The organism is Desulfosporosinus metallidurans (assembly GCF_001936615.1).
GTDB classification, from domain to species: domain Bacteria; phylum Bacillota; class Desulfitobacteriia; order Desulfitobacteriales; family Desulfitobacteriaceae; genus Desulfosporosinus; species Desulfosporosinus metallidurans.
In genome coordinates, this window is the sequence record NZ_MLBF01000051.1 from 1 (window position 1) to 19,070 (window position 19,070).

General features: G+C 43.0%; 18 protein-coding genes, 1 pseudogene and 1 other annotated feature. Of the genes and pseudogenes, 8 read left to right on the forward strand and 11 right to left on the reverse strand.

Annotated elements, in window-relative coordinates:
- Positions 1-213: pseudogene (locus DSOL_RS20775) on the forward strand (putative sulfate exporter family transporter); the annotation flags it as partial.
- A 237-nt stretch (positions 214-450) separates the two neighbouring features.
- Positions 451-816: a hypothetical protein gene (locus DSOL_RS20780; RefSeq protein WP_075366697.1), complete on the forward strand. Its 366-nt coding sequence runs from the start codon at positions 451-453 to the stop codon at positions 814-816.
- A 204-nt stretch (positions 817-1,020) separates the two neighbouring features.
- On the opposite strand, the gene DSOL_RS20785 is transcribed toward DSOL_RS20780, so the two are convergent.
- Both DSOL_RS20785 and DSOL_RS20790 read right to left on the reverse strand, forming a co-directional pair.
- Positions 1,021-1,362 carry an HIT family protein gene (locus DSOL_RS20785; protein WP_075366698.1) on the reverse strand — a complete coding sequence of 114 codons (342 nt, stop codon included), beginning with the start codon at positions 1,360-1,362 and terminating at the stop codon, positions 1,021-1,023.
- A gap of 108 nt (positions 1,363-1,470) precedes the next feature.
- Entirely contained in the window at positions 1,471-2,442 is a 972-nt protein-coding gene (locus tag DSOL_RS20790) for an MBL fold metallo-hydrolase (protein ID WP_235838929.1), read from the reverse strand.
- Between the two features lie 342 nt (positions 2,443-2,784).
- On the opposite strand from DSOL_RS20790, the gene DSOL_RS20795 reads away from it, so the two are divergent.
- Genes DSOL_RS20795 through DSOL_RS20805 form a run of 3 tightly spaced genes read left to right on the forward strand, consistent with a single transcriptional unit; the run spans position 2,785 to position 4,801 of the window.
- Complete coding sequence (locus DSOL_RS20795) at positions 2,785-3,159, forward strand: GntR family transcriptional regulator (protein WP_075366699.1); 375 nt, start codon at positions 2,785-2,787, stop codon at positions 3,157-3,159.
- Positions 3,160-3,216: 57 nt separating this feature from the next.
- The gene (locus DSOL_RS20800; protein WP_235838930.1) at positions 3,217-4,140 is read left to right on the forward strand and encodes an ABC transporter ATP-binding protein; all 924 of its coding nucleotides are present in this window, start codon (positions 3,217-3,219) and stop codon (positions 4,138-4,140) included.
- Positions 4,133-4,801: an ABC-2 transporter permease gene (locus tag DSOL_RS20805; protein ID WP_075366700.1), complete on the forward strand. Its 669-nt coding sequence runs from the start codon at positions 4,133-4,135 to the stop codon at positions 4,799-4,801. Before DSOL_RS20800 ends, DSOL_RS20805 begins: the two co-directional genes overlap by 8 nt.
- 161 nt (positions 4,802-4,962) lie before the next feature.
- Here the strand turns inward: DSOL_RS20805 and DSOL_RS20810 are convergent, their stop codons facing one another.
- The 3 genes from DSOL_RS20810 to DSOL_RS20820 all read right to left on the reverse strand — a co-directional run bounded on the left by DSOL_RS20810 (position 4,963) and on the right by DSOL_RS20820 (position 7,096).
- Positions 4,963-5,514: a chromate transporter gene (locus DSOL_RS20810; protein ID WP_075366701.1), complete on the reverse strand. Its 552-nt coding sequence runs from the start codon at positions 5,512-5,514 to the stop codon at positions 4,963-4,965.
- 111 nt (positions 5,515-5,625) lie between these two features.
- Positions 5,626-6,153, reverse strand: a complete 528-nt coding sequence (locus tag DSOL_RS20815; protein WP_075366702.1) for a chromate transporter — start codon at positions 6,151-6,153, stop codon at positions 5,626-5,628.
- 265 nt (positions 6,154-6,418) lie between these two features.
- Positions 6,419-7,096 (reverse strand): GntR family transcriptional regulator, encoded by a 678-nt coding sequence (locus DSOL_RS20820; RefSeq protein WP_075366703.1) that lies wholly within the window; start codon positions 7,094-7,096, stop codon positions 6,419-6,421.
- Positions 7,097-7,388: 292 nt separating this feature from the next.
- On the opposite strand from DSOL_RS20820, the gene DSOL_RS20825 reads away from it, so the two are divergent.
- A complete protein-coding gene (locus DSOL_RS20825) occupies positions 7,389-7,955 on the forward strand; it encodes a manganese catalase family protein (protein ID WP_075366704.1) in 567 nt (188 codons plus the stop codon).
- 72 nt (positions 7,956-8,027) lie between these two features.
- Here DSOL_RS20825 and DSOL_RS20830 read toward each other — a convergent pair whose 3' ends face one another.
- The 5 genes from DSOL_RS20830 to DSOL_RS20850 form a co-directional block, all read right to left on the reverse strand.
- The gene (locus tag DSOL_RS20830) at positions 8,028-9,179 is read right to left on the reverse strand and encodes a bifunctional 3-deoxy-7-phosphoheptulonate synthase/chorismate mutase (RefSeq protein WP_075366705.1); all 1,152 of its coding nucleotides are present in this window, start codon (positions 9,177-9,179) and stop codon (positions 8,028-8,030) included.
- Between the two features lie 183 nt (positions 9,180-9,362).
- Positions 9,363-9,616, reverse strand: a binding site (T-box leader).
- Between the two features lie 280 nt (positions 9,617-9,896).
- Positions 9,897-10,877, reverse strand: a complete 981-nt coding sequence (locus tag DSOL_RS20835) for a hypothetical protein (protein ID WP_075366706.1) — start codon at positions 10,875-10,877, stop codon at positions 9,897-9,899.
- A 159-nt stretch (positions 10,878-11,036) separates the two neighbouring features.
- A complete protein-coding gene (gene mutY / locus DSOL_RS20840) occupies positions 11,037-12,287 on the reverse strand; it encodes an A/G-specific adenine glycosylase (protein WP_075366707.1) in 1,251 nt (416 codons plus the stop codon).
- Positions 12,288-12,402: 115 nt separating this feature from the next.
- Entirely contained in the window at positions 12,403-12,828 is a 426-nt protein-coding gene (locus tag DSOL_RS20845; RefSeq protein WP_075366708.1) for an EamA family transporter, read from the reverse strand.
- A 115-nt stretch (positions 12,829-12,943) separates the two neighbouring features.
- Positions 12,944-15,340, reverse strand: coding sequence for an ATP-dependent DNA helicase (locus DSOL_RS20850; RefSeq protein ID WP_139314558.1), 2,397 nt, complete (start codon positions 15,338-15,340; stop codon positions 12,944-12,946).
- 264 nt (positions 15,341-15,604) lie between these two features.
- Here DSOL_RS20850 and DSOL_RS20855 point away from each other — a divergent pair, with 264 nt between their 5' ends.
- Positions 15,605-16,876: a heparan-alpha-glucosaminide N-acetyltransferase domain-containing protein gene (locus tag DSOL_RS20855; protein WP_075366710.1), complete on the forward strand. Its 1,272-nt coding sequence runs from the start codon at positions 15,605-15,607 to the stop codon at positions 16,874-16,876.
- Between the two features lie 163 nt (positions 16,877-17,039).
- Positions 17,040-17,831 carry a phosphatase PAP2 family protein gene (locus DSOL_RS20860; protein ID WP_235838931.1) on the forward strand — a complete coding sequence of 264 codons (792 nt, stop codon included), beginning with the start codon at positions 17,040-17,042 and terminating at the stop codon, positions 17,829-17,831.
- A 60-nt stretch (positions 17,832-17,891) separates the two neighbouring features.
- Here the strand turns inward: DSOL_RS20860 and DSOL_RS20865 are convergent, their stop codons facing one another.
- Positions 17,892-18,983 (reverse strand): permease, encoded by a 1,092-nt coding sequence (locus DSOL_RS20865; protein ID WP_235838932.1) that lies wholly within the window; start codon positions 18,981-18,983, stop codon positions 17,892-17,894.
- Positions 18,984-19,070: the final 87 nt, after the last annotated feature.

Below are 19,070 nucleotides of genomic sequence, written 5' to 3' on the forward strand. Positions count from 1 at the left end.
ACTGCATCAATTATCAATCCCATTAAAGAATTGAGAGGCTGGGCCTTCATCTTCACCTTCCTTTCAATTGGATTTACCACTCGTTTCAAAGATCTCACATCTGTGGGTTGGAGGCCTTTTGCAGCGTTTACCACAGGGGTTTTAGTGAATGTTCCGCTCGGCTATTTCCTTTCAGTCGTGGTCATGGGCGGCTACTGGTCCATGGTAAAATAATTGATTTAATCTCATAGCAAGAAGCCTTCCCTTTAGTTGGTATTGATAACTAATGGGAGGCTTCTTGCTGTACATAATCAAACTCATAGCCGTCAGATTGGTCGCGGATACTACAACAAACGCAAGAGGATGTGAGATCTGATAAGAGATAACTTAATCCAGCGAGATGGTCCGATTCCACTTTTTGGTTTGAACTACAGAGTAGACGATGAATGAATTATCAAAGGAGTGTTAGGCATGGATCCCAATAATGAAACCTGTGTTCAGAGAGCTAGGTTTTTATTCTATTATGAAAAAAAAGTGTGGTTACCTGGTGAGAAACCGCCCCTAGAAGATATTATCAAAGTGAAAAATGTTCAGCCTGCGGCACTGAGATATTTTGCAAAGTTCATGCATACTCGTTTGAACCGCATAGCAGAAATGATGGACATTCTTTTGGAAGTTCATGATAATTGGACCGTTACAGGGTGGAAAGACCACATTCTCATGGAAACCGAAACCTTCGATTTTAACGATGCCACCAAGGCCCTGTCAAATCGGGGTTTCCATGATGATGAATATGTCTTAAAGGTGGAATATACACGCAAATGGGGAGTGCTTTAACTATAGATTTCGGGGATTTTAGAAAAACTAGTTCGCACAAAAGATATCAAGAATTCTCCTAAAGGAGACCAGACTGTAAATCTTTTCCTAGTGAGGCCTTTCAAGGCCCAAGGAGTCCAAGCCGATTTACTGAAACTCCAAGGTGACATCCAAACCAAAATTCCTGTCCTACAAAAAGTTTTAGGTGACTTTCAGCAGGTGATGTTATGTATGCCACTGCACGGATCCAATATCTCCATTATAGCGAGGGATAACGTGAACATGCCAGTGGAAAATCGTCTGCCCTGCAGCGGATCCCACGTTTGCCCCGATGTTGTATCCATCTGGGTGATACCGCTCGTCTAACTTAGCCTTCACTTTCGCCAAAAGATCCCCAACACTTGCCATTTCCTCGGGGGTCGCCTCAAAAATAGTTGCAGCATGCCTCTTCGGAACAATGAGGACATGTCCTGGACTCACAGGATACTTATCAAAAAAAGCTCGGACTAGGTCATTCTCAGCCAAAATTTCAATACCTGGTAGTACGCAAAAAACGCACTCATTCATTTCAGACTTGCTCCTCCTTTTGACTCGACCATTCCTTTGGAACTTACTCCTTATATTACATATTTCATAAAAGGCCCAGGAGTAGTCGTACGCAAACTTGCGAACCCCCTAAATCATCCTATAAATATTAAATCCTTCCTTTTTAACGACTTCTAATTCACCCTTATAAGTCGAATACACTAAGTGGGCCAATGTTTCTGCCATGGCAAATCGGAGCTCATGAAAACTAAGATCTTGCCTGAAAACCTGCTTACATACCTGATAGGCTGTTGCCCCAATTCCCGCACAATTTTTGATCTCTACCAATCGCTCTTGGTGGTGAACCTCCAATTGACTAATCCTCTCCTCAATCGTAGTGAAAGGTTTGCCGTGGGCTGGTAACGCTAATTTGCAATCTAAACTTCGGATACTGTTTAGAGCACGGAGAAAATTATCCAACGGGTTAGGGTCTGCACCTGGTTGGGGCCATAAGCTAATATTAGAGGATATCTCCGGTAATAGATGATCCCCCGAAAGAAGCACACCATAATCCTCATTATAAAAACAAATATGTCCGTCGGTATGCCCCGGAGTCAAGATAACCTGGTACTTATAATCCCCTATGTTTACCATTTGCCCCGGCTGTAAGATGGTCAGTTCTGCATGGGGAACTGTAAAAGAAATCAGCTTGTCCACGGAATCGGTCACCTGATTTATGACATCTTGTGGCATCCCATTTTCTCTAAACAAAGTTCCCATTGCCTCAAGAATATAGTCTCCGTTTTTCCAGTAGTGATTAATTCTATCAGCGTCAATGGCCCCTATGAAAACTGGTGCACCCGAATAATTCTGTAGCCATCCTGAACAGCCATAATGGTCGGGATGAAAATGAGTCACATAAATCCCCTTGATATCCGAAGGCTTAATGGCATGTTCCTCAAAAAACTGCATCCATCCTTCAATTGTCGCCTCACGGCTCAGACCCGCATCAACCAACCACCATCCGTCAGTTCCTTTCACTGCATGACAATTAACATGATTCAATCTAAATGGCAATGGTAATTTAACTTTATAAATTCCTAACTGTTCATGAAGCATCATATCTTTATCTCCTTCTTTCAACGTTTAACTGAAAAATCCAAATATTTGTTCGTGCAAATCTTATTTCTTCATACTGGTGACCAATTCCTCCCTTTTCTTCGGATCTATCCCTGTATATTTTGAATCCCCTAAGTTAATCAATTATGTCGAGGATAGGATTGACAATAGTGACCATTCTGTATATATTGTATATATACAGAATGGTCACTATTCACTTTTGCTTTTTCGTCCTGAATTTAGTCTCCTGCTTCATGATCTTAGCGCAAGTACAACTATGTCCTGATCTCCCTATGAGTATCTCTATACTTTCAAACTGATACGAAAGGAGGAAGCCGTCTTGCTATGAATATCATAATAGCTAATTCTTCACCCGAACCCATCTATCAACAGATCGTCACCCAACTAAAAGACCTTATTTTAAAGGGTGATTTGACGGAAGCAGAAGCCTTACCCTCAATACGCACTCTGGCTAAGGAATTACAGATTAGCGTAATCACTACGAAGAGGGCCTATGAGGAGCTGGAGCGGGATGGTTACATCGAGACCGTAGGAGGCAAAGGATCCTTTGTGGCAGCTCAAAACAAGGAATTATTGCGTGAGAAACGACTGCGTGTCGTAGAAGAAAAAGTAACCGAGGCCATCTCCGCGGCCAAAATTGCAGGTTTAAGGCAGAAAGATCTCCAGGAAATGGTCAAACTTCTTTATGAAGAAATTTAGATCCTCACCTTAAGATTATAGGATCAGATTATTATATAACGAAGAGAGGGTATAAGGATGTTCAACCAACCTTTAGCACCGCGTGAAACTCAATCCCTTGATTCCCCTGTAATGACGGACAGCATCCTCACTGTCAACAATCTCACCAAACATTTTAAGGACTTTACTTTGAAAAATGTTAGCTTCCAGTTACCGCGTGGCTATATTATGGGGTTTATCGGGCCGAACGGAGCGGGAAAAAGCACGACGATCAAACTGATCATGAATTTGCTGCGTAAAGACGGAGGACAGATTAGTGTATTCGGCTTAGATAATCTAAAGTATGAGCTTGCCGTCAAAAATCGCACAGCCTTTGTCTTTGACGAAAACCACTATTACGAGGAACTGACTCTGCGAAAAATGGGTCAAATCGTAGCTTCTTTTTACAAACACTGGGAACCCCAGACCTTCGACAAGTATCTGAAGGACTTTGAACTCCACTCTAACAAGAAAATTAAAGAACTCTCCAAAGGAATGAAAATGAAGTTTTCCCTCGCAGTTGCCCTCTCCCATGGGGCCGAGCTCTTGATTATGGACGAGCCGACGGCTGGCCTAGACCCACTGGTACGCAGCGAACTTCTGGATATCTTAGCCACCATGATCCAAGATGAGAGGAAATCCGTCTTATTTTCCACCCACATCACCTCGGATCTCGACAAAATTGCGGACTTCGTAACCTTCATCCATCATGGTGAAATAGTTTTGAGCACTTCCAAAGATGATATCCTAGAAAAATACGGGCTGGTCAAAGGGGCTACCGATCTGTTGAACGAAGAGACTAAGAGTCTTTTCTTAGGTATTAAGACCCATAACTATGGCTTTGAAGGACTGGTCAGAGATAAAGAAATGGCTCGTCACTTCTTCAATGAGCGAGCCGTCGTTGAAAAGCCGACCTTAGAAGACCTCCTAATTTATACCGCAAGGGGTGTACAGCATGATTAATCTCGTCTGGAAGGACATTATAATCTTAAAGAAAACTCTTTGGTATGCTCCGGCCTATGGATTTCTGGTAGTCTTTGTCTTTAATCACATGAATGGAGGAGCACTGAGCGCTGCCACAGTTGGGGTAACCTATCTGCTTATGATTCAGGCCTGTGCCCGTGATGACAAAAATAAATCTGAAGTCATGCTCATTAGTCTCCCTCTGCGTCGACGAGACATTGTCTTTGCCAAGTATCTTTCCATCTTTCCCTATGCTGTCCTTGGGATCTTGTCCTTCCTGCTCGCTCAAAATGTTGTATCCCTAACCGGAATCCCGCTCACCATAAACAAGCTCTCTTTGAAAGAAATCGTGGGCGCCTTGATTGCCATGATGGGGATGATTTCCTTCTATTATCCAGTTTATTTCAAACTTGGCTTCATTCGCTCCAATATGGTTGGGATGATCCTCTTCTTTGGGTATTTTTTTGGAGTAGGCCTTATCGGGTCCGGACTCCAGAAGATTCACAATCCTTTGGTGCATAATTTGATCCAAGGATTCGCGAAGTGGCTCCAAACTCAAGCAGATTGGCAAATCGCTTTTTATTTGATCTCCTTTGCCCTGACCTTGTTGGCTGCTTCGATTCTCCTTTCTTTGAAGTTCTATTCTAGCAGAGAATTCTAAGAGCACTAAATTAACAAGAGCCTTTCCACTTGAATCATCGAAGTGAAAGACTCTTGTTTTTTTGTTGCCCTTTTGACTCACGCTCTTGCGCTTTTTTTAAAACCGACATATCCAACTAATTTCGTGGCGATTGGACCCAGCAAAGCTTTGTTCTCATCTTCTTAGTTTTTTGCTTCCTTCTTGCTTCGCCCATACATAATTCCACCGAAGAGCATGGCTACCACAATAATAATGGCCGGATGAATATCAGCTAAGTATAGCAACGCTACAGTCACGACCCCAATTCCCCAGGAACTACCCGTGAGAAACGATTTCTTACCCATGTCATAAGCGGTATCTGCGACGAGAACAACCACCACAGGACGAACAGCTTGGAGCATCGCTTTGAGTTCTGGAGAGTTAGAGTATTTCATTATGAGACTACCTAATAGAACAACGATAATGACAGTGGGAGCAACGGTTCCAATCAAGGCGGCCAAAACTCCCAGCAACCCAGCTACTTTATAACCGATATAAGCTGCCATTTTCGTGGCGATCGGTCCAGGTAAAGCATTCCCGATGGCTAAGGCATCTGCAAACTCTTCATTATCCATCCACTGATAGCGTTCTACCGCTTCAGCTTTTATAAGTGGGACAACTGCAGGCCCACCACCAAATCCAAGATTTGAAGCACGAGTGAAGGCAATAAATACGTCCCATAGCTTTTTGAACAAGAGAATCTACTCCTTTAAGGCCATTTCATTAAGTCAAATAATTCTGGTCACATCCCCCTCAGGCTATGAACTAGTTCAAACATGATCAGAACTTTGCTATTTTATTGTGTGTTAGCGAAAAACTAGCAGACCAAATGCCATGGACAATACAATAATTAAGGCTGGATGTAGCTTCAACCAGTAGAGCGAAGCCAACGTCGCCAGCGCAATCCCCCACGTCGTTATGTTCGGAAAAGAGCCTATTCCCATGTCAAAAGCAGTCTGAGCAATTAAGACTACGACGACTGGACGCACTCCTTGGAGCATCCCTTTTAGAATCGGAGAATTCGAGTACTTCATCAAAAAACCAGTCAACAAAAGGACTGCTAATACAGTGGGCATGATCGTACCAATTAACGCCGCTAAGGCACCTAACCATCCAACTACCTGATAACCTACATATCCGGCCAATTTGGTAGCAATAGGGCCAGGCAAAGCATTTCCAACGGCCAGCGCATCAGTGAATTGAGCGTTTGTTAGCCAGTGATACCTCTCGACAACTTCAATTTTAATAAGCGGGATGACTGCAGGCCCACCGCCAAAACCCAGGTTACTGGCCCTAGTAAACGCGATGAACAGATTCCAGAGTTGTGTCAGCATTGTATTTTCATCTCCTTCTTTGTTATTTTTATAAGAATAATTTAATAGTTTTAAGATCTTACCTTGACAGGATAACAATGGATAGTGCAATTCCAGTATCAATTCATTCTACTATTACGGTATACGGTATACCATAATAATGAAAATATTACTTTTCTCAAGCTCTATAGGACGTTATACATGACTGGTTACTATGATTTTTGTTACCGAAAGTATATAACCTAGAGTTCCCTCAACATGACACAACATGGTGTATCCCCTTACCCTATTTCTCCCAAAAAGCCATTTCCAAAAACGCTTTGCTCGAATTTTCTGTGTGTCTTTTCGCGGCGGCATCAGCCCCGGAGCTGTCATGATTACGTAGAGCCTCAATGATCTCATTGTGTTCTACCCATACTTCTTCGGGCCGACCGGGTTTAGAATAGGCCACTTGAGTGAACTTAGTAACATACTCTCGCAATGTATTAAGAAAATCGTATAATCGTGGGCTCTCAGCAGCTCTATAAACTATCTCATGAAACTTATCGTTCAATTGGTTAGACTTTTTAAGGTTTCCTTTTACGTGTTCGTCTAAAATCTGCTTAGCTAACGATTCCAAACGTTCTAATTCCCGGGGTCTAATTTTTGTAGCTGCAATACTGCAAATAAGCGCTTCCAATGATGTTCTAATGGCTAGAATCTCTACAATATCTGCCTTAGTGAATCCGGTGACCACTACCCCTTTGCGTGGGATATGAGTTACCAACCTTTCCAATTCAAGCTTGTGAATTGCTTCACGTACAGGAGTCCTGCTAATCCCCAGCTGTTCTGCTATATTTCGTTCCACAAGTCTCTGTCCTGGTTCTAATTTTTTGTCCAGAATGGCATTTCTCAGAATAGAGAACACTGAGTCTCGAATATGACCCATGTCATCAAACTTAATGGGTGAAAATTGATATACCATTTTCCTTCTCCTCTTAAGAATTTTATAATAACTACTCTTAACACAATTATAATTCCTTCCATGGCATAAAGGCAAGTGAAACTTGGTATACCGTATTCCAAAAACCAAATCTTTCTTTTCACTACTACAAGGTAAAGGACGGAAAGCGACTTCGACCGTCATCTCCAGTAAGTACAATGCACCCAACCAAAATAGAAAAACAAAGGGAAGCTATTTGTCATCCCCATAACCAAAAGATCGACTGAATCATAGAATGAAGTCAGATATTTTATTGTCATGAGGAGGGAAAGCTGTGTTTAGTTATAGCAAACCATTATTCTATCCGGTTCACGTTCAGCTACGAGACCCCCTGTTTGGCCAAGTATTGCTTGAGCACTATGGTGGAAAAGACAGTGAGTATTCGGCTGCCACCCAATACCTAAATCACCGTTCCAACATGCATAATCGGTATCTTCGTGATCTATTGGGTCTTATCGCCGCCGAGGAAATGGGTCACATGGAAATGATTGCTGTTGCTATCAAGAAGTTGGGTGGCCCACCACTGAGTTACGTTAATTCCCAAGGAGTCCCCTGGAATATGAGTTATGTTGATCAAAATTTGGACCCAATTGGAATGCTTCAAGCGGACGTCGAAGCAGAAGCTCGGGCACGAATCTTATACGATCAGCATTTCGAGATGACTAATGACCCCGGCCTTAAAAAGATGATAAAATTCTTGGGGAGTAGAGAAGATGTTCATAAACACCTATTCCTCAAAGCTCAGATCTTAATTCTCCAAGGGACCCCGCCGGAGCAGTTTATTGAGTTGATTCATGAATATAAAATGAGTTTGCAAACCACAGACAATTTAGGGCTCTAAAATGCGAAAGGGCTTGCCTTAATAAGCAAGCCCCATACTTTTTCTTCTTTCCTAGCCAGTTAATTATTCCAATTATCTACCTCCGATGGGACAGATCGACAGTTCTAGTTCATTATCTATTGCCAGTTTATTTTTGATTTGAAACTGAACTCCGAACTCAAAAATATAAGGATAAATCTTTTTCACTAATTCAGGGGGCAGTTGTAGTTCCGTGGCAAGGTTTATTAAACGCTGCATAATTTCTTTCTCCCGACTGATATCTTTGACGCGATCTAGGCGTTTCTGATCCCCTACTTTTTTCACAATTCGCATTCGAGCCGCTAGCTGTTCAATAATACTTTGATCGATACCATCAATTTTGGTGCGCAAGGATTCCAAGGTATCCTCTCCCACGTACCCGCCACAGGCGAAAACTCTATGCACAGATTCGGCGACCACACCAAGTTCTTGGGCCAATTGGACAAACTCTTCCGGATGCAAAGACTGAGGTCCATCGCTTACCGCCACGGAAGGATTAGGGTGCATCTCAATCAATAAACCATCCGCACCTACTGCTAGAGCAGCCTTAGATAAGGAGGAAATCAAGTCTCTTCTGCCCGCTGCATGACTCGGATCGACTATAACAGGTAGGTGAGAAAGCTCTTTGGCAACTCCGACGGCACTGAGATCTAAAGTGTTTCTAGTGCTGGGTTCAAACGTGCGAATTCCCCGTTCGCACAGAATAACCTGAGGATTACCGGCAGCTAAGATATATTCGGCGGCCAGCAACCACTCTTCGATGGTCGCTGACAAGCCTCTTTTGAGGATAATGGGTTTGTTGATTTTACCCGCCAATTTTAAAAGCTCGAAGTTTTGCATATTCCGAGCACCAATTTGAATAATATCGACCTTTTCAACCACTAATTCCAGACTTGGAGCATCAATCACTTCAGTAACACAAAGTAAGTCCTGTTCTTTAGCGGCTTGAACCAAATAATTAAGTCCCTCTTGGCCCAAACCTTGAAAACTATAAGGGGACGTGCGCGGTTTGAAAACCCCACCACGCAGGATCTTACCTCCTGCCTTTTTAACCGTTTCAGCTGACTGGCTCATTTGGATACTTGATTCTACAGCACAAGGACCACCCATTAAGATTATCTCTTTTCCTCCGATAGTTACCCCATTGACTTCGACGGTACTTGTACCTTTTTCAGAAGTAAGTCCTGCTAATTTCAAATCTTTCATAATAATAGCCTCCCTCAAATTTAATCAAAAAAGTCCACGGCACATCCCATCCTTGGGACGAAAGCCGTGGACTTCCGCGTTACCACCCATTTTGGCCAAAATTGGCCCTCTCAAAAAAGTACAGAACAATCAAACTCGCATTTGTTGAGTTTAAGTCAAGGAATAACAAAAACTTCTCATCCCTGAAGGGACGAGAAGTTTAATTCTCGCGTTACCACCCGACTTAGGCCAAAGGCCCACTCAACAAAGGTACGGGAATGATATCCGATACCCCCTTCCTGTTAACGGTGAAGAACCGTCCTAGCCTACTTGATGACGTTCAGCTGGCAGCTCGGGAGGGAACTTCAGCTATTACCACACATGGAAGAGTTTTCAGTCGAGACTCTTCCTCCCTGAAAGGTAATAAATAGCATACTTTTCTCCGTCGTCGCTTTTGATAATTAAGTTATTTGTATTATAACAGTTTTAATGAATTTGTCAACTGAAATAACACTCTATAGGGAGAATTTCTTATCACCTTTATTTAGTATATAGAACCATACCATAAGGTCTTACCACAAAAAGGATAATTTTGAGCAGTTATCCATACGACCTGTTACTGTCCTGTGATTATACCATTTTTCGGAGATCTCGTCATGATACTCTATACCCTCAGGTTAAGAAGAAGGTGCTATCCAAGCAAGAAAAAGCTTCATGGTCCCTCTGCTCGCCCCGGCCTCATGGGGAGATATCACCGGAGCTTCGTTCACTGTAAATACTAAAAGGATCCAATTCACTGACTCGATTAATAAATTGTTCGGAAAAAGAATACGGAAAGATACTTAAGCTAGACTCACTATCCCCCGGGAGATCTTCAACATAAAATTCGGCCTTTACAAGCCCTTCGTTACTCCTCATTTCAACCGTAACGAGAACTCCCTTGTCGTGTTCTCCTACGTCCTTTAGCGTGTAAACAGAGTACCAACAATAGTCATCCTCCATCAGCTTAAACTCGTTTGTTTCTAGCTTCTTAAACGATTCCTTGTGATTCTTGAAGTTTTCAAATCTATTTCCTATCGTTTGCTGAACACACTTTTCATTAAAGTTTAAAACAGAGAGGTTAATGCCTATGTTTTTGAACGGCAAGGGGAAGCCCAAATAGATTGTTGATCTAATAATTCGCAGGCATGAGGATATCGCCGCAAGAGTAATTATACTCAAGCCGATGTTCACTCGATCTGCATCAATGATCTCAAGAACCGTAGGCAATTTTCCCACTTTGCTCGTACTCTTAAGATCCCCTAGAATCTTAACGACAAAGTACAAGACGAATATAATGGTGACCAGCAAACCGGAAACCAACAAGACTTTCTCCAAGAGGGGGCCGACCAAAACTAGAAGATCCAAAGCTAGGATAATCCACACAAGAACACAAAATACTAGCGCAATTTGGGCAAAACCAATAATAATTTTTGAAAAATCTTGTTTTTCATTAATAATCTGTTCATAGAGAATGTATTTACGAAACACTTCTTTCCCTATGGCGCCTTTCTCTAGAAACAAATCTTTTTTATAGGGTAACGCAGCAAGACTCCATAGGATCTCTCGGCTCCGCTGTACATTGTGTTGGCTATTCATGGATATGAAAATTGACATCAGCCCTACTAGCGATAAAATTCCTGACGTGAAACTTAGTAATATCGATCGTGTTCCATCCACATTAGCTGTCTCCTTTAACTTTAATTAAAAAAAAGAAGGTCTATCAGCTCAATTAGCATTACCATAGAAATATTTATCTACTCATGCTATGCCTTCAAAATACAAACCACCCCTACGTCCGCCTTGCGCACATAGAGGTGGTAACATTTCCCTTTGATTTCATTCTTCACTCGTTTTTAAATCATCGACAATAGCGGTAAAGGCCACCGGGAGAGGGAGCCCGGTTAAGTCCTGTAGCGTAACCCAGCAATGGTCTTCAAGCTGATGGTCTTTCCTCGAATCCAACCGATACTCGCCGACTGATTCTCTTGGGGCAGAAACGCCCTCCGGTTTAGACTCGGGTCGTTCGAGCAATTCGGGTAGATTGCGCGGATTATCAAGATCGGGAAAATCGAAGATGGCCCAGATGATTTTCCAACGTCGGTGGCTAAATGTGTACCACACCGGTCCGTGTAGAGTTATGCCCCGCTCAAATTGTTCCCTCACCAGCTCATCAAACATCCGCTCAGATACTGTCTTTTGGAAAAACCCAAAACCATTGTCCCCAGATATGTTAAGGATACTTTCTTTCAAGTCATTGCCCTGACTCAGTTCCACACCTGGAAACTCCCACAGATCAGCCAGCAGCCCGTGGGAGGGACGTTTCTGTAAGTATACTTGGTCCCCTCGTCGCAAGACAAAGGTTAAACGTGTCACAACTTGGCGCTGTGATTTAGGCTTCTTTACAGGGTATAGGAAAACGTCGTCCTGTAGGTACCCCTCACAAACAAAGGCCAGAGGGCAACCTCCGCAGTCCGGATTCTTAGGGGTACAAATCATAGCTCCCAATTCCATTAACGCCTGATTGAAATCTCCTGGCTGAACGGCTGGTTGCCATTTCCCTAGAAGTTCGCCGAAATGGCGATGACTACGAACTGTCTCTACTGGCTCAGGCCAAGCCAAAAGTCGAGACACCACCCGCAAGACATTACCATCAATAGCCGCAACTCTTTGCCCGAACGCAATACTGGCTATGGCTCCTGCTGTGTACTTTCCAATCCCCGGAACCAGAAGAAGGGAGTCATAATCCTGTGGCATCTTTCCTCCCCTCTGATCGCACATGTAGCGGGCTCCTTCCCACATTCGGCGGGCCCTAGAATAGTACCCTAGCCCGCTCCAAACGGTTAAAACGTCCTCGAGACTTGCCGTGGCAAGTTGTACCACGCTGGGAAAGCGTTGCAAAAATTGTTCATAATACGGAATCACCGTTTTCACCTGGGTTTGTTGGAGCATCACTTCAGAAACCCAAATAGCATAGGGATCTCCCGTCCTTCGCCATGGCAAATCCCTTTTTTCCAGAGTAAACCAAGCTAATAACAGAGACGAAAGACTGTGCTCCTCGACAATATCGTTTGCTACATCGTTTGCCATATCATTTCCACATCCATTGCGAGTTCTTCTCCTATATTCCCTTATACACACATTCTTTATTTTTCTTGTACAGTCCTTTTTCTTCTGCCCATCTCTGAAAAAGTATCCAAAACTACTACTTATTTATAAGTATCAATCCCACCATACAAAACGCAACTCCAACTATCTGGGTAACCACAAATCCTTCCTTATAAAACAGTATCCCTATGGGAATAAGCATAATTGCCAAAAGGATATTCGCTACTAAAGACCCAACACTTATGTTCCACCCAGCTCTGTAGGCCATCAGATAGCCTAATTCAAGACCAACAATTGCCACCCCAAGTGCCACGCTAGTCCAATTCAATTCGTTAAACGATTGCAGAAATCCTTTATCCGTTTTGTAAAAAAGAGATACCATAAAAGTCAAAATCGCTGCGGTCAAGTAAGTAATTAGCAAGGCTGAAAAAGGATTAGCATTCTGGGGTGTCGATTTTTGGCACACATTATAAACAATATTTGACGCTACAATCAGTACAATTGGTAACACATACATAAACATTTATTCACCCCACTTCTTGAAGGTATCGGACGGACCTCTAGGCACGTCCACAGCTGATACTTATGTTACTTATAATTATACCCTTGCGGTTCTAACTCAAAAATCCTTTTTCTTATCACTCAGAATTACTTGTCGCCACTAAGGAAGCACGAGAACCGTCCCTCCGCTTCCCCCAAAAGTCTGCTACTGCTACACGGATGCCTTCGGCATTTTTTACATAGTGAACCTTTATCCATTCTTCAGGAAATAACTTCTTGTAAGAGGATTGAGCGAAACGTTCATCGATGAGCAGCACGACTCCTCGGTCGTTTTCTGTTCGAATGACCCGCCCAACAGCCTGTAAGACTTTATTGAGACCAGGGTACATATATGCGAATTCAAAACCCTGCCTATTAGATGCTTCATAATAGGACCGAATAATCTCCCGTTCCATGCCAATCTGGGGCAACCCGACTCCCACAATAATTGCTCCAGAGAGTCGATCCCCGATAAGATCGATACCTTCGCCGAAGATCCCACCCATCAGGGCAAATCCGATCAAGGTACGCCCGGGGTTAGTAGCAAAGTTGCCTAAAAATCCTTCCCGTTCCTCTTCAGCCATGCCCGGAGTTTGACAGATCACGCTGACCTGTTGGTTCTGTTCCCTAAACTTAAGATAGACCTCGTGCAGATAATCATACGAGGGAAAATAGACAAGATAGTTTCCTTCATTTTGGAGAACTGTCACGGATATCGCTTCGGCAACAAGGTCGTAGGACAAACCGCGTTGCCTGAACTTGGTGGAAATCCGATCGTGAATAAGCAAACAAAGATTTTCCGCCGGAAATGGAGACGTCAATTTCAGCTTATAAGACGTGTCTTCCCCACCCAAAACGTTCATGAAGTATTCCATTGGACTCAATGTTGCCGAAAATAAGATCACAGATCGCCCTCTTCCCAACGCTTCCTTCAATCGAACAGACGGATCAAGACAGAACAACTTCACTTGCAAATCATCCCGAGTTGGTTGAAAGAAGGTGACGTATCGTTCATCATAACTGTCCGCAGTTCGGGTAAAGGTTAACGCCTGGAAGTAGTGTTCAACGAGTTGTTCACGCCACGCAAACGGTTTATCGTTCGTTTTTAGGAAATATTCGACTTCTTTAACAAAGTGTTTCAACGCTTGGATCAGCTTGAAAGGCGGTTTTTTCTCCACTCTTTTTCCGTTTTCCCCACCTTCTATGCAGAGTTTTTTCTCTTTAACTAAGGCAGAGTTAACTTTAGTCAAGCACTTTGTCAGCCTCGGGTCATCCTCTTTCGTGAACCGCTTTAGCTGCAGCCAAGAATCCTTGCCCAGTTCTGCTGAAAACATCTCCCGTGCGCGCTCCACCAGGTTGTGAGCTTCATCTACCAAAAAGGTATACTCTCCCCCTTCAAGGAAAAATCGCCTTAAGTAGACACGGGGATCAAACACATAATTATAATCGCAAATAACCACATCCGCCCAATTTGCCATTTCCAAGGAGAACTCGAAGGGGCAGATAGTATGTTTGCGCGCGTATTCCTCGATCACTTGCCGCGTCCAAGCTTCTTCCCCAAACACATCTTCCACCGCTGTTCGCAGCCGATCGTAATACCCTTGTGCAAAAGGGCAGTCCTCGGGCAAGCAGGTCGCTTCGGGCAGAAAACACAGTTTTCGTTTCGCGGTTAATGTCAACCGTTTAATTGCTAACCCTTGCGTTTGCAAATCTGTGAGAGCCTTTTCGGCAACCGTTCGGGTGATAGTTTTCGCTGTGAGATAAAAGATCTGTTCGGTTAACCCTTCGGCCATACCCTTCAGTGCGGGAAACAAGGTGCCCATGGTCTTACCAATACCCGTGGGGGCCTGAGCAAATAGTTTTTGGTTTTGTTTTATCGTCTGGTAAACAGCTACCACTAATTCTCGTTGTCCTGGTCTATAAGATGTGAAGGGAAATTTCATCGTGCAAATGCTGACGTCTCTCTGTACCGCCCACTCTTGGAGTTGGCTGGCCCAGGTCAAATAACGATCCACTAAGCTAAAGAAGAACTCCGACAGCTCTGCCAAACAAAAACTCCTTGTAAATTTCTTGGTCTGGGCGGTATCTAACTGAAAATAGGTAAGCTGAGTCTCCACCGTTGCTAAGCCTTCTTGAACGGCGTACATGAAGGCATAGCATTGAGCTTGTGCCCAGTGCAAATCGTTGAACGATTCATCGATAAGGCTTAAATCCAGCGAAGTAGTTTTAATCTCATCGATACACGCACCGAATTCCTTCGTAATAATACCGTCTGCACGACCCTTGATTTCTAGACGTTGTGCCTCCTGATTAGGGTAGACATAACTTAGCGTTACTTCCGGCACGTAATCCGCTCCGCTCATTTTCTGGACATATTGATGGGCTTTGATTCCTTCAAGGGCACGTGAAGCCCCAATAGAACTTGGTTGCAAATCTCCGTGCCTGAGCACAAACTCAACGAGATTACGCACCGACACCTTAATCGTTGTCACAATTCATTAGTTCCTTCCGACACAAAGTCTACGTTACTCTTATTACTCTTGATTATACCAATTAGCAACCAAAAAACCTATCGTCAAAAAGCGAACGCTGTCACGAACCGTCCCCAACTTACACACTTAGGAAGCATGAGAACCGTCCCTCTGCTTCCCCATCTCTTAACCAATTCTTGACAACTTCATCATAAAGAGCAAAGATTTTCTAGATTTTTGGGTAGTATACTTTATAACTGTAAATAAGTTTTCGCAGAAAGGATTGCTATGTTGAATTCAAGCTTCGTCATGGATACTAATGCAAAAAATTCAAACTTGATTGCGAGTAACTCTAGTAGACTACCATTTTTAGACCGCACCCGTGGTTTAATTATGCTCTTTATGGCTTTGGATCACGCTTTGTTTTTTTGGAGTAGTGGCCGTATTAATAATGAAGGTTTGCCACTTTTAGTGAAGGGTGCCGTGACCTATAATCCGTTTGGAAATTCAAGTCTTTTGGCCTATCTAATTATGGTGCTTTCAAGTATCTGTGCTCCAGGTTTTCTCTTTATTGCCGGTTATGTATTGGCCCTCTCCATTAAAAAACGGCAATTAGCAGGCACCCCTAGTTCAAGTATTAGCCATCATTTATGGCGCAGAGGTTTACTTCTCCTTTTCCTGCAAGTCTTCATCGCTTCTCCGGCCTTTAATCTACCTATGGTCATTCAAGCTGGATCTCTATCCATCGTAACCCTAGGAACCTTTTTGTCATTAAGTATTTTGTCTACGTTCGGCATAAGTTTCTTGTTTCTCCTGCTTGGTCGCCATATTTCGCCTTGGAAGCTTTTCGGTGTGTCTGGTCTACTCTACTTATTGAGTCAACTTTTTCTGCCGAGTTTCACAAAAAGTTTCCCATTTAATCAAGCTATAGAACAAGCTTTGCAAAATATCCTCGTTTTACCAGTTCCCTTTTCGCCGGTATCTTTAGTGAATAATAACTTTCCAGTGATCCCTTGGTTTTTCCCTATGGCCCTAGGCTGGCTTTATGGACACACCTATACTGAAAAGCGAGGCGTTGCTTACGAGGCAAGAAGATTTGCCTTCTCAGGAGTCAGTAGCTTAGCACTTTTCTTCATTTTCCGTCTGGCCGGGATAGGAGATTATCTTCATGCAGATGGAACTCTGCAAGGCTTTTTCGGACTTTCCAAATACCCTCCCAGCCCTGACTATTTTCTGCTCTATCTAGGTCTTGTCTTTTTACTGCTTTTCGCATTTTACAAACTGCCACGATCCTCCAGGCTGGGTGGTGTTCTAGAGAACTTTGGGAGAGCGCCACTTTTCTTCTATAATACTCATCTTTGGCTTTACGCCGCAGTTCCGGCACTTATGGCTAACTTTAATGGATACTCATTAATCTTTGGAGTGGGAATCTGGCTACTAGGCTTGATTATCCTCTATCCTCTTTGCCGTGGTTATCTGACATGGAAATCCTCCAATAGGGTTCGCATTCCTCATTCAAGACTTGGAGATCCAAGTTATATCTGGAAAGGATTGAGATAGAACTGTGATTTCTTCTACGGATTTCAGGACATTTAGAACGCTTGAATGGCCAAAGAAATATTTTCTTAAATTATGCTTTACGTCTATCATCTTATTTTTTATTTTTGCTCCTAACCGACCTGCCCATTACGTTTATCTCTTATTGGCCGTGGCTTGTTGGGGGGTGCAAGGTGATCGTGTACCGATATCTTGGAAACGTTTTTTAAAGATCGGAATCCCTTTAGTTCTGTTTCCGATTCTTATGTGGCGGTATTTCCCCCCCCTGTGGAATGAAGTGGTTTATTGGCAGTTGGGTACCCGTGTCCACCTTGTGGATCTGGATAATTTCTTTAGGTCAATACCTGGAAATGACGGCTGGATGTTTAGAGTGATCCAGACCCCTTGGTTGACGGACTATTTCCGTTGGATTTATGCCAATGGCTTCACCCTTCCTGTTCTCATCCCAGTTTTTCGTTCCTTTCTTGCCAAGGATTCTCTTAAAATGATTCGCTATAGTTTATCAGCTCATGTCTTGCAATTCATCTTAATTTTCCCCTTTTATCTGACCATCCACGTTAATGAAGTCTGGTACGTTCTAGGGCAACCCGATGGAATGGCTCGCAATCTTTCTGTAGCTGATGCTGCTGTCGTCGTAGTTAATTGCTTCCCTTCAATGCATACTTCTGTAGCATTTGCGATGCTTTTACTCGCTTGGAGAGAAAAGGATAAACTCTTCCGCTGGGTTTGGACGTTTTTCTGTCTTTCCATCATTTACTCTACACTTTATCTCGAAATTCACTGGGTAACTGATGTTATCGCCGGAATTTTCTTGGCCCTAGCAGCGGTCAAACTTGGGGACTGGATTATAAGCGTAATTTCTTTAAAGCGGAAAACTTTAGTGCAGGGCAATCATAATTCTCACCATAAAAATTCCCCCTATGTTCATTCTTTCAGACCAATAAAAGAAATTGATTAAAACCGTGCAAACAGAAAAAGCACTGGTTCGTACCAATGCTTTCTCTGTTTAACGTTACAGTTAAAAAATAACCATAGCTATGAGACCGCTAACAACTCCAACCAAAAAAACTGAACCAGTCACAAAGATGAGAATACGGGTACTGAAGGCCCTTTTTACAATAAGTAGTGAAGGAAGACTAATGGCTGGTAAAGTCATCATTAGGGCAACCGCCGGGCCAACACCGAGACCAAACGACATCAGAGTTTGAACAATCGGGATCTCAGCGGCAGTGGGGACAATAAATAGTGTTCCTGTAATTGCTAAGAAAATCAGTACTAATCCACTCGTCGCCCATTGCGGACTGATCACTGGGAATAGCCAAGCCCTTAGCCCCCCAAGCAAAAATACCATGATGATATAGGCGGGTATTGTATCTAGAATCAGTGGCCACAAAGCTCTCCACCATCTAACGAAAAAGCTTTCACGGGTTGTAATCGAGGGGGCTAAAGTGATCACTTCTTCGTTGCACTCTACCTCATCGATGTTCGTCAAATAGTTGGCAATATATGCAATACCGAAAACCAAAATAAGGCCCGCTATAATCCGCATTAGTGCAAATTTCCAAGAAAGAACAAATCCCATAAAGATTATTGTAGCCGGGTTCAGAATAGGATTTCCTAACCAGTAAGCTAAAGAAGAGCCAACTGAAGCAGAACTCTTACGTAGGCCTACCGTTACTGGCGCTGCACAGCAAGTACACATCATCGAAGGAATTGCTGCAACACCTCCAAGCAAAGTACTTCCAAAGGACGTACTGCCAAGTGCTCTTTTAATCCATTCTTGCGGCAAAAGGACTTGAACCAGTGATCCAAGTAAGAGGCCCAAAATAACAGCTTTCCATACAGCGTTGAAATAGGCAGTTGTATAACTCAGGGCAGCTTGCCAAGATGGAAGAGGGGAAGAAGCTAGTTTTCCGGAAATAATTGAAGCCCCAATCGAATGCTTACTTGCGGCAACGAAGACCTTTTGATAGTATGGTGACCACTTTACATACCAAACCCCTATTATAGCGATAACAAAAAATATGAGAACAGGAATTAAGTAGTTTAATTTTGTTTTTCGAGTGACAGGTTGATTGGTTTCTTTAAATCGTAGAATTTTCTCAGGCAAACGATGATTCTCCTCTCTGCTAAAAAGTTTTCGATAATATATCACGGATATATTATCGAAAACCATAATTAATTATTTATACCATGA

What these genes read in the sequence shown, in the direction of transcription:
- DSOL_RS20855 (WP_075366710.1), top strand. Translation starts at nt 15,605, where the DNA reads ATGTTGAATTCAAGCTTCGTCATGGATACTAATGCAAAAAATTCAAAC.
- DSOL_RS20830 (WP_075366705.1), bottom strand. Translation starts at nt 9,179, where the DNA reads ATGAAAGATTTGAAATTAGCAGGACTTACTTCTGAAAAAGGTACAAGT.
- DSOL_RS20785 (WP_075366698.1), bottom strand. Translation starts at nt 1,362, where the DNA reads ATGAATGAGTGCGTTTTTTGCGTACTACCAGGTATTGAAATTTTGGCT.
- DSOL_RS20790 (WP_235838929.1), bottom strand. Translation starts at nt 2,442, where the DNA reads ATGATGCTTCATGAACAGTTAGGAATTTATAAAGTTAAATTACCATTG.
- DSOL_RS20780 (WP_075366697.1), top strand. Translation starts at nt 451, where the DNA reads ATGGATCCCAATAATGAAACCTGTGTTCAGAGAGCTAGGTTTTTATTC.
- mutY (WP_075366707.1), bottom strand. Translation starts at nt 12,287, where the DNA reads ATGGCAAACGATGTAGCAAACGATATTGTCGAGGAGCACAGTCTTTCG.
- DSOL_RS20815 (WP_075366702.1), bottom strand. Translation starts at nt 6,153, where the DNA reads ATGCTGACACAACTCTGGAATCTGTTCATCGCGTTTACTAGGGCCAGT.
- DSOL_RS20800 (WP_235838930.1), top strand. Translation starts at nt 3,217, where the DNA reads ATGTTCAACCAACCTTTAGCACCGCGTGAAACTCAATCCCTTGATTCC.
- DSOL_RS20805 (WP_075366700.1), top strand. Translation starts at nt 4,133, where the DNA reads ATGATTAATCTCGTCTGGAAGGACATTATAATCTTAAAGAAAACTCTT.
- DSOL_RS20845 (WP_075366708.1), bottom strand. Translation starts at nt 12,828, where the DNA reads ATGTTTATGTATGTGTTACCAATTGTACTGATTGTAGCGTCAAATATT.
- DSOL_RS20820 (WP_075366703.1), bottom strand. Translation starts at nt 7,096, where the DNA reads ATGGTATATCAATTTTCACCCATTAAGTTTGATGACATGGGTCATATT.
- DSOL_RS20795 (WP_075366699.1), top strand. Translation starts at nt 2,785, where the DNA reads ATGAATATCATAATAGCTAATTCTTCACCCGAACCCATCTATCAACAG.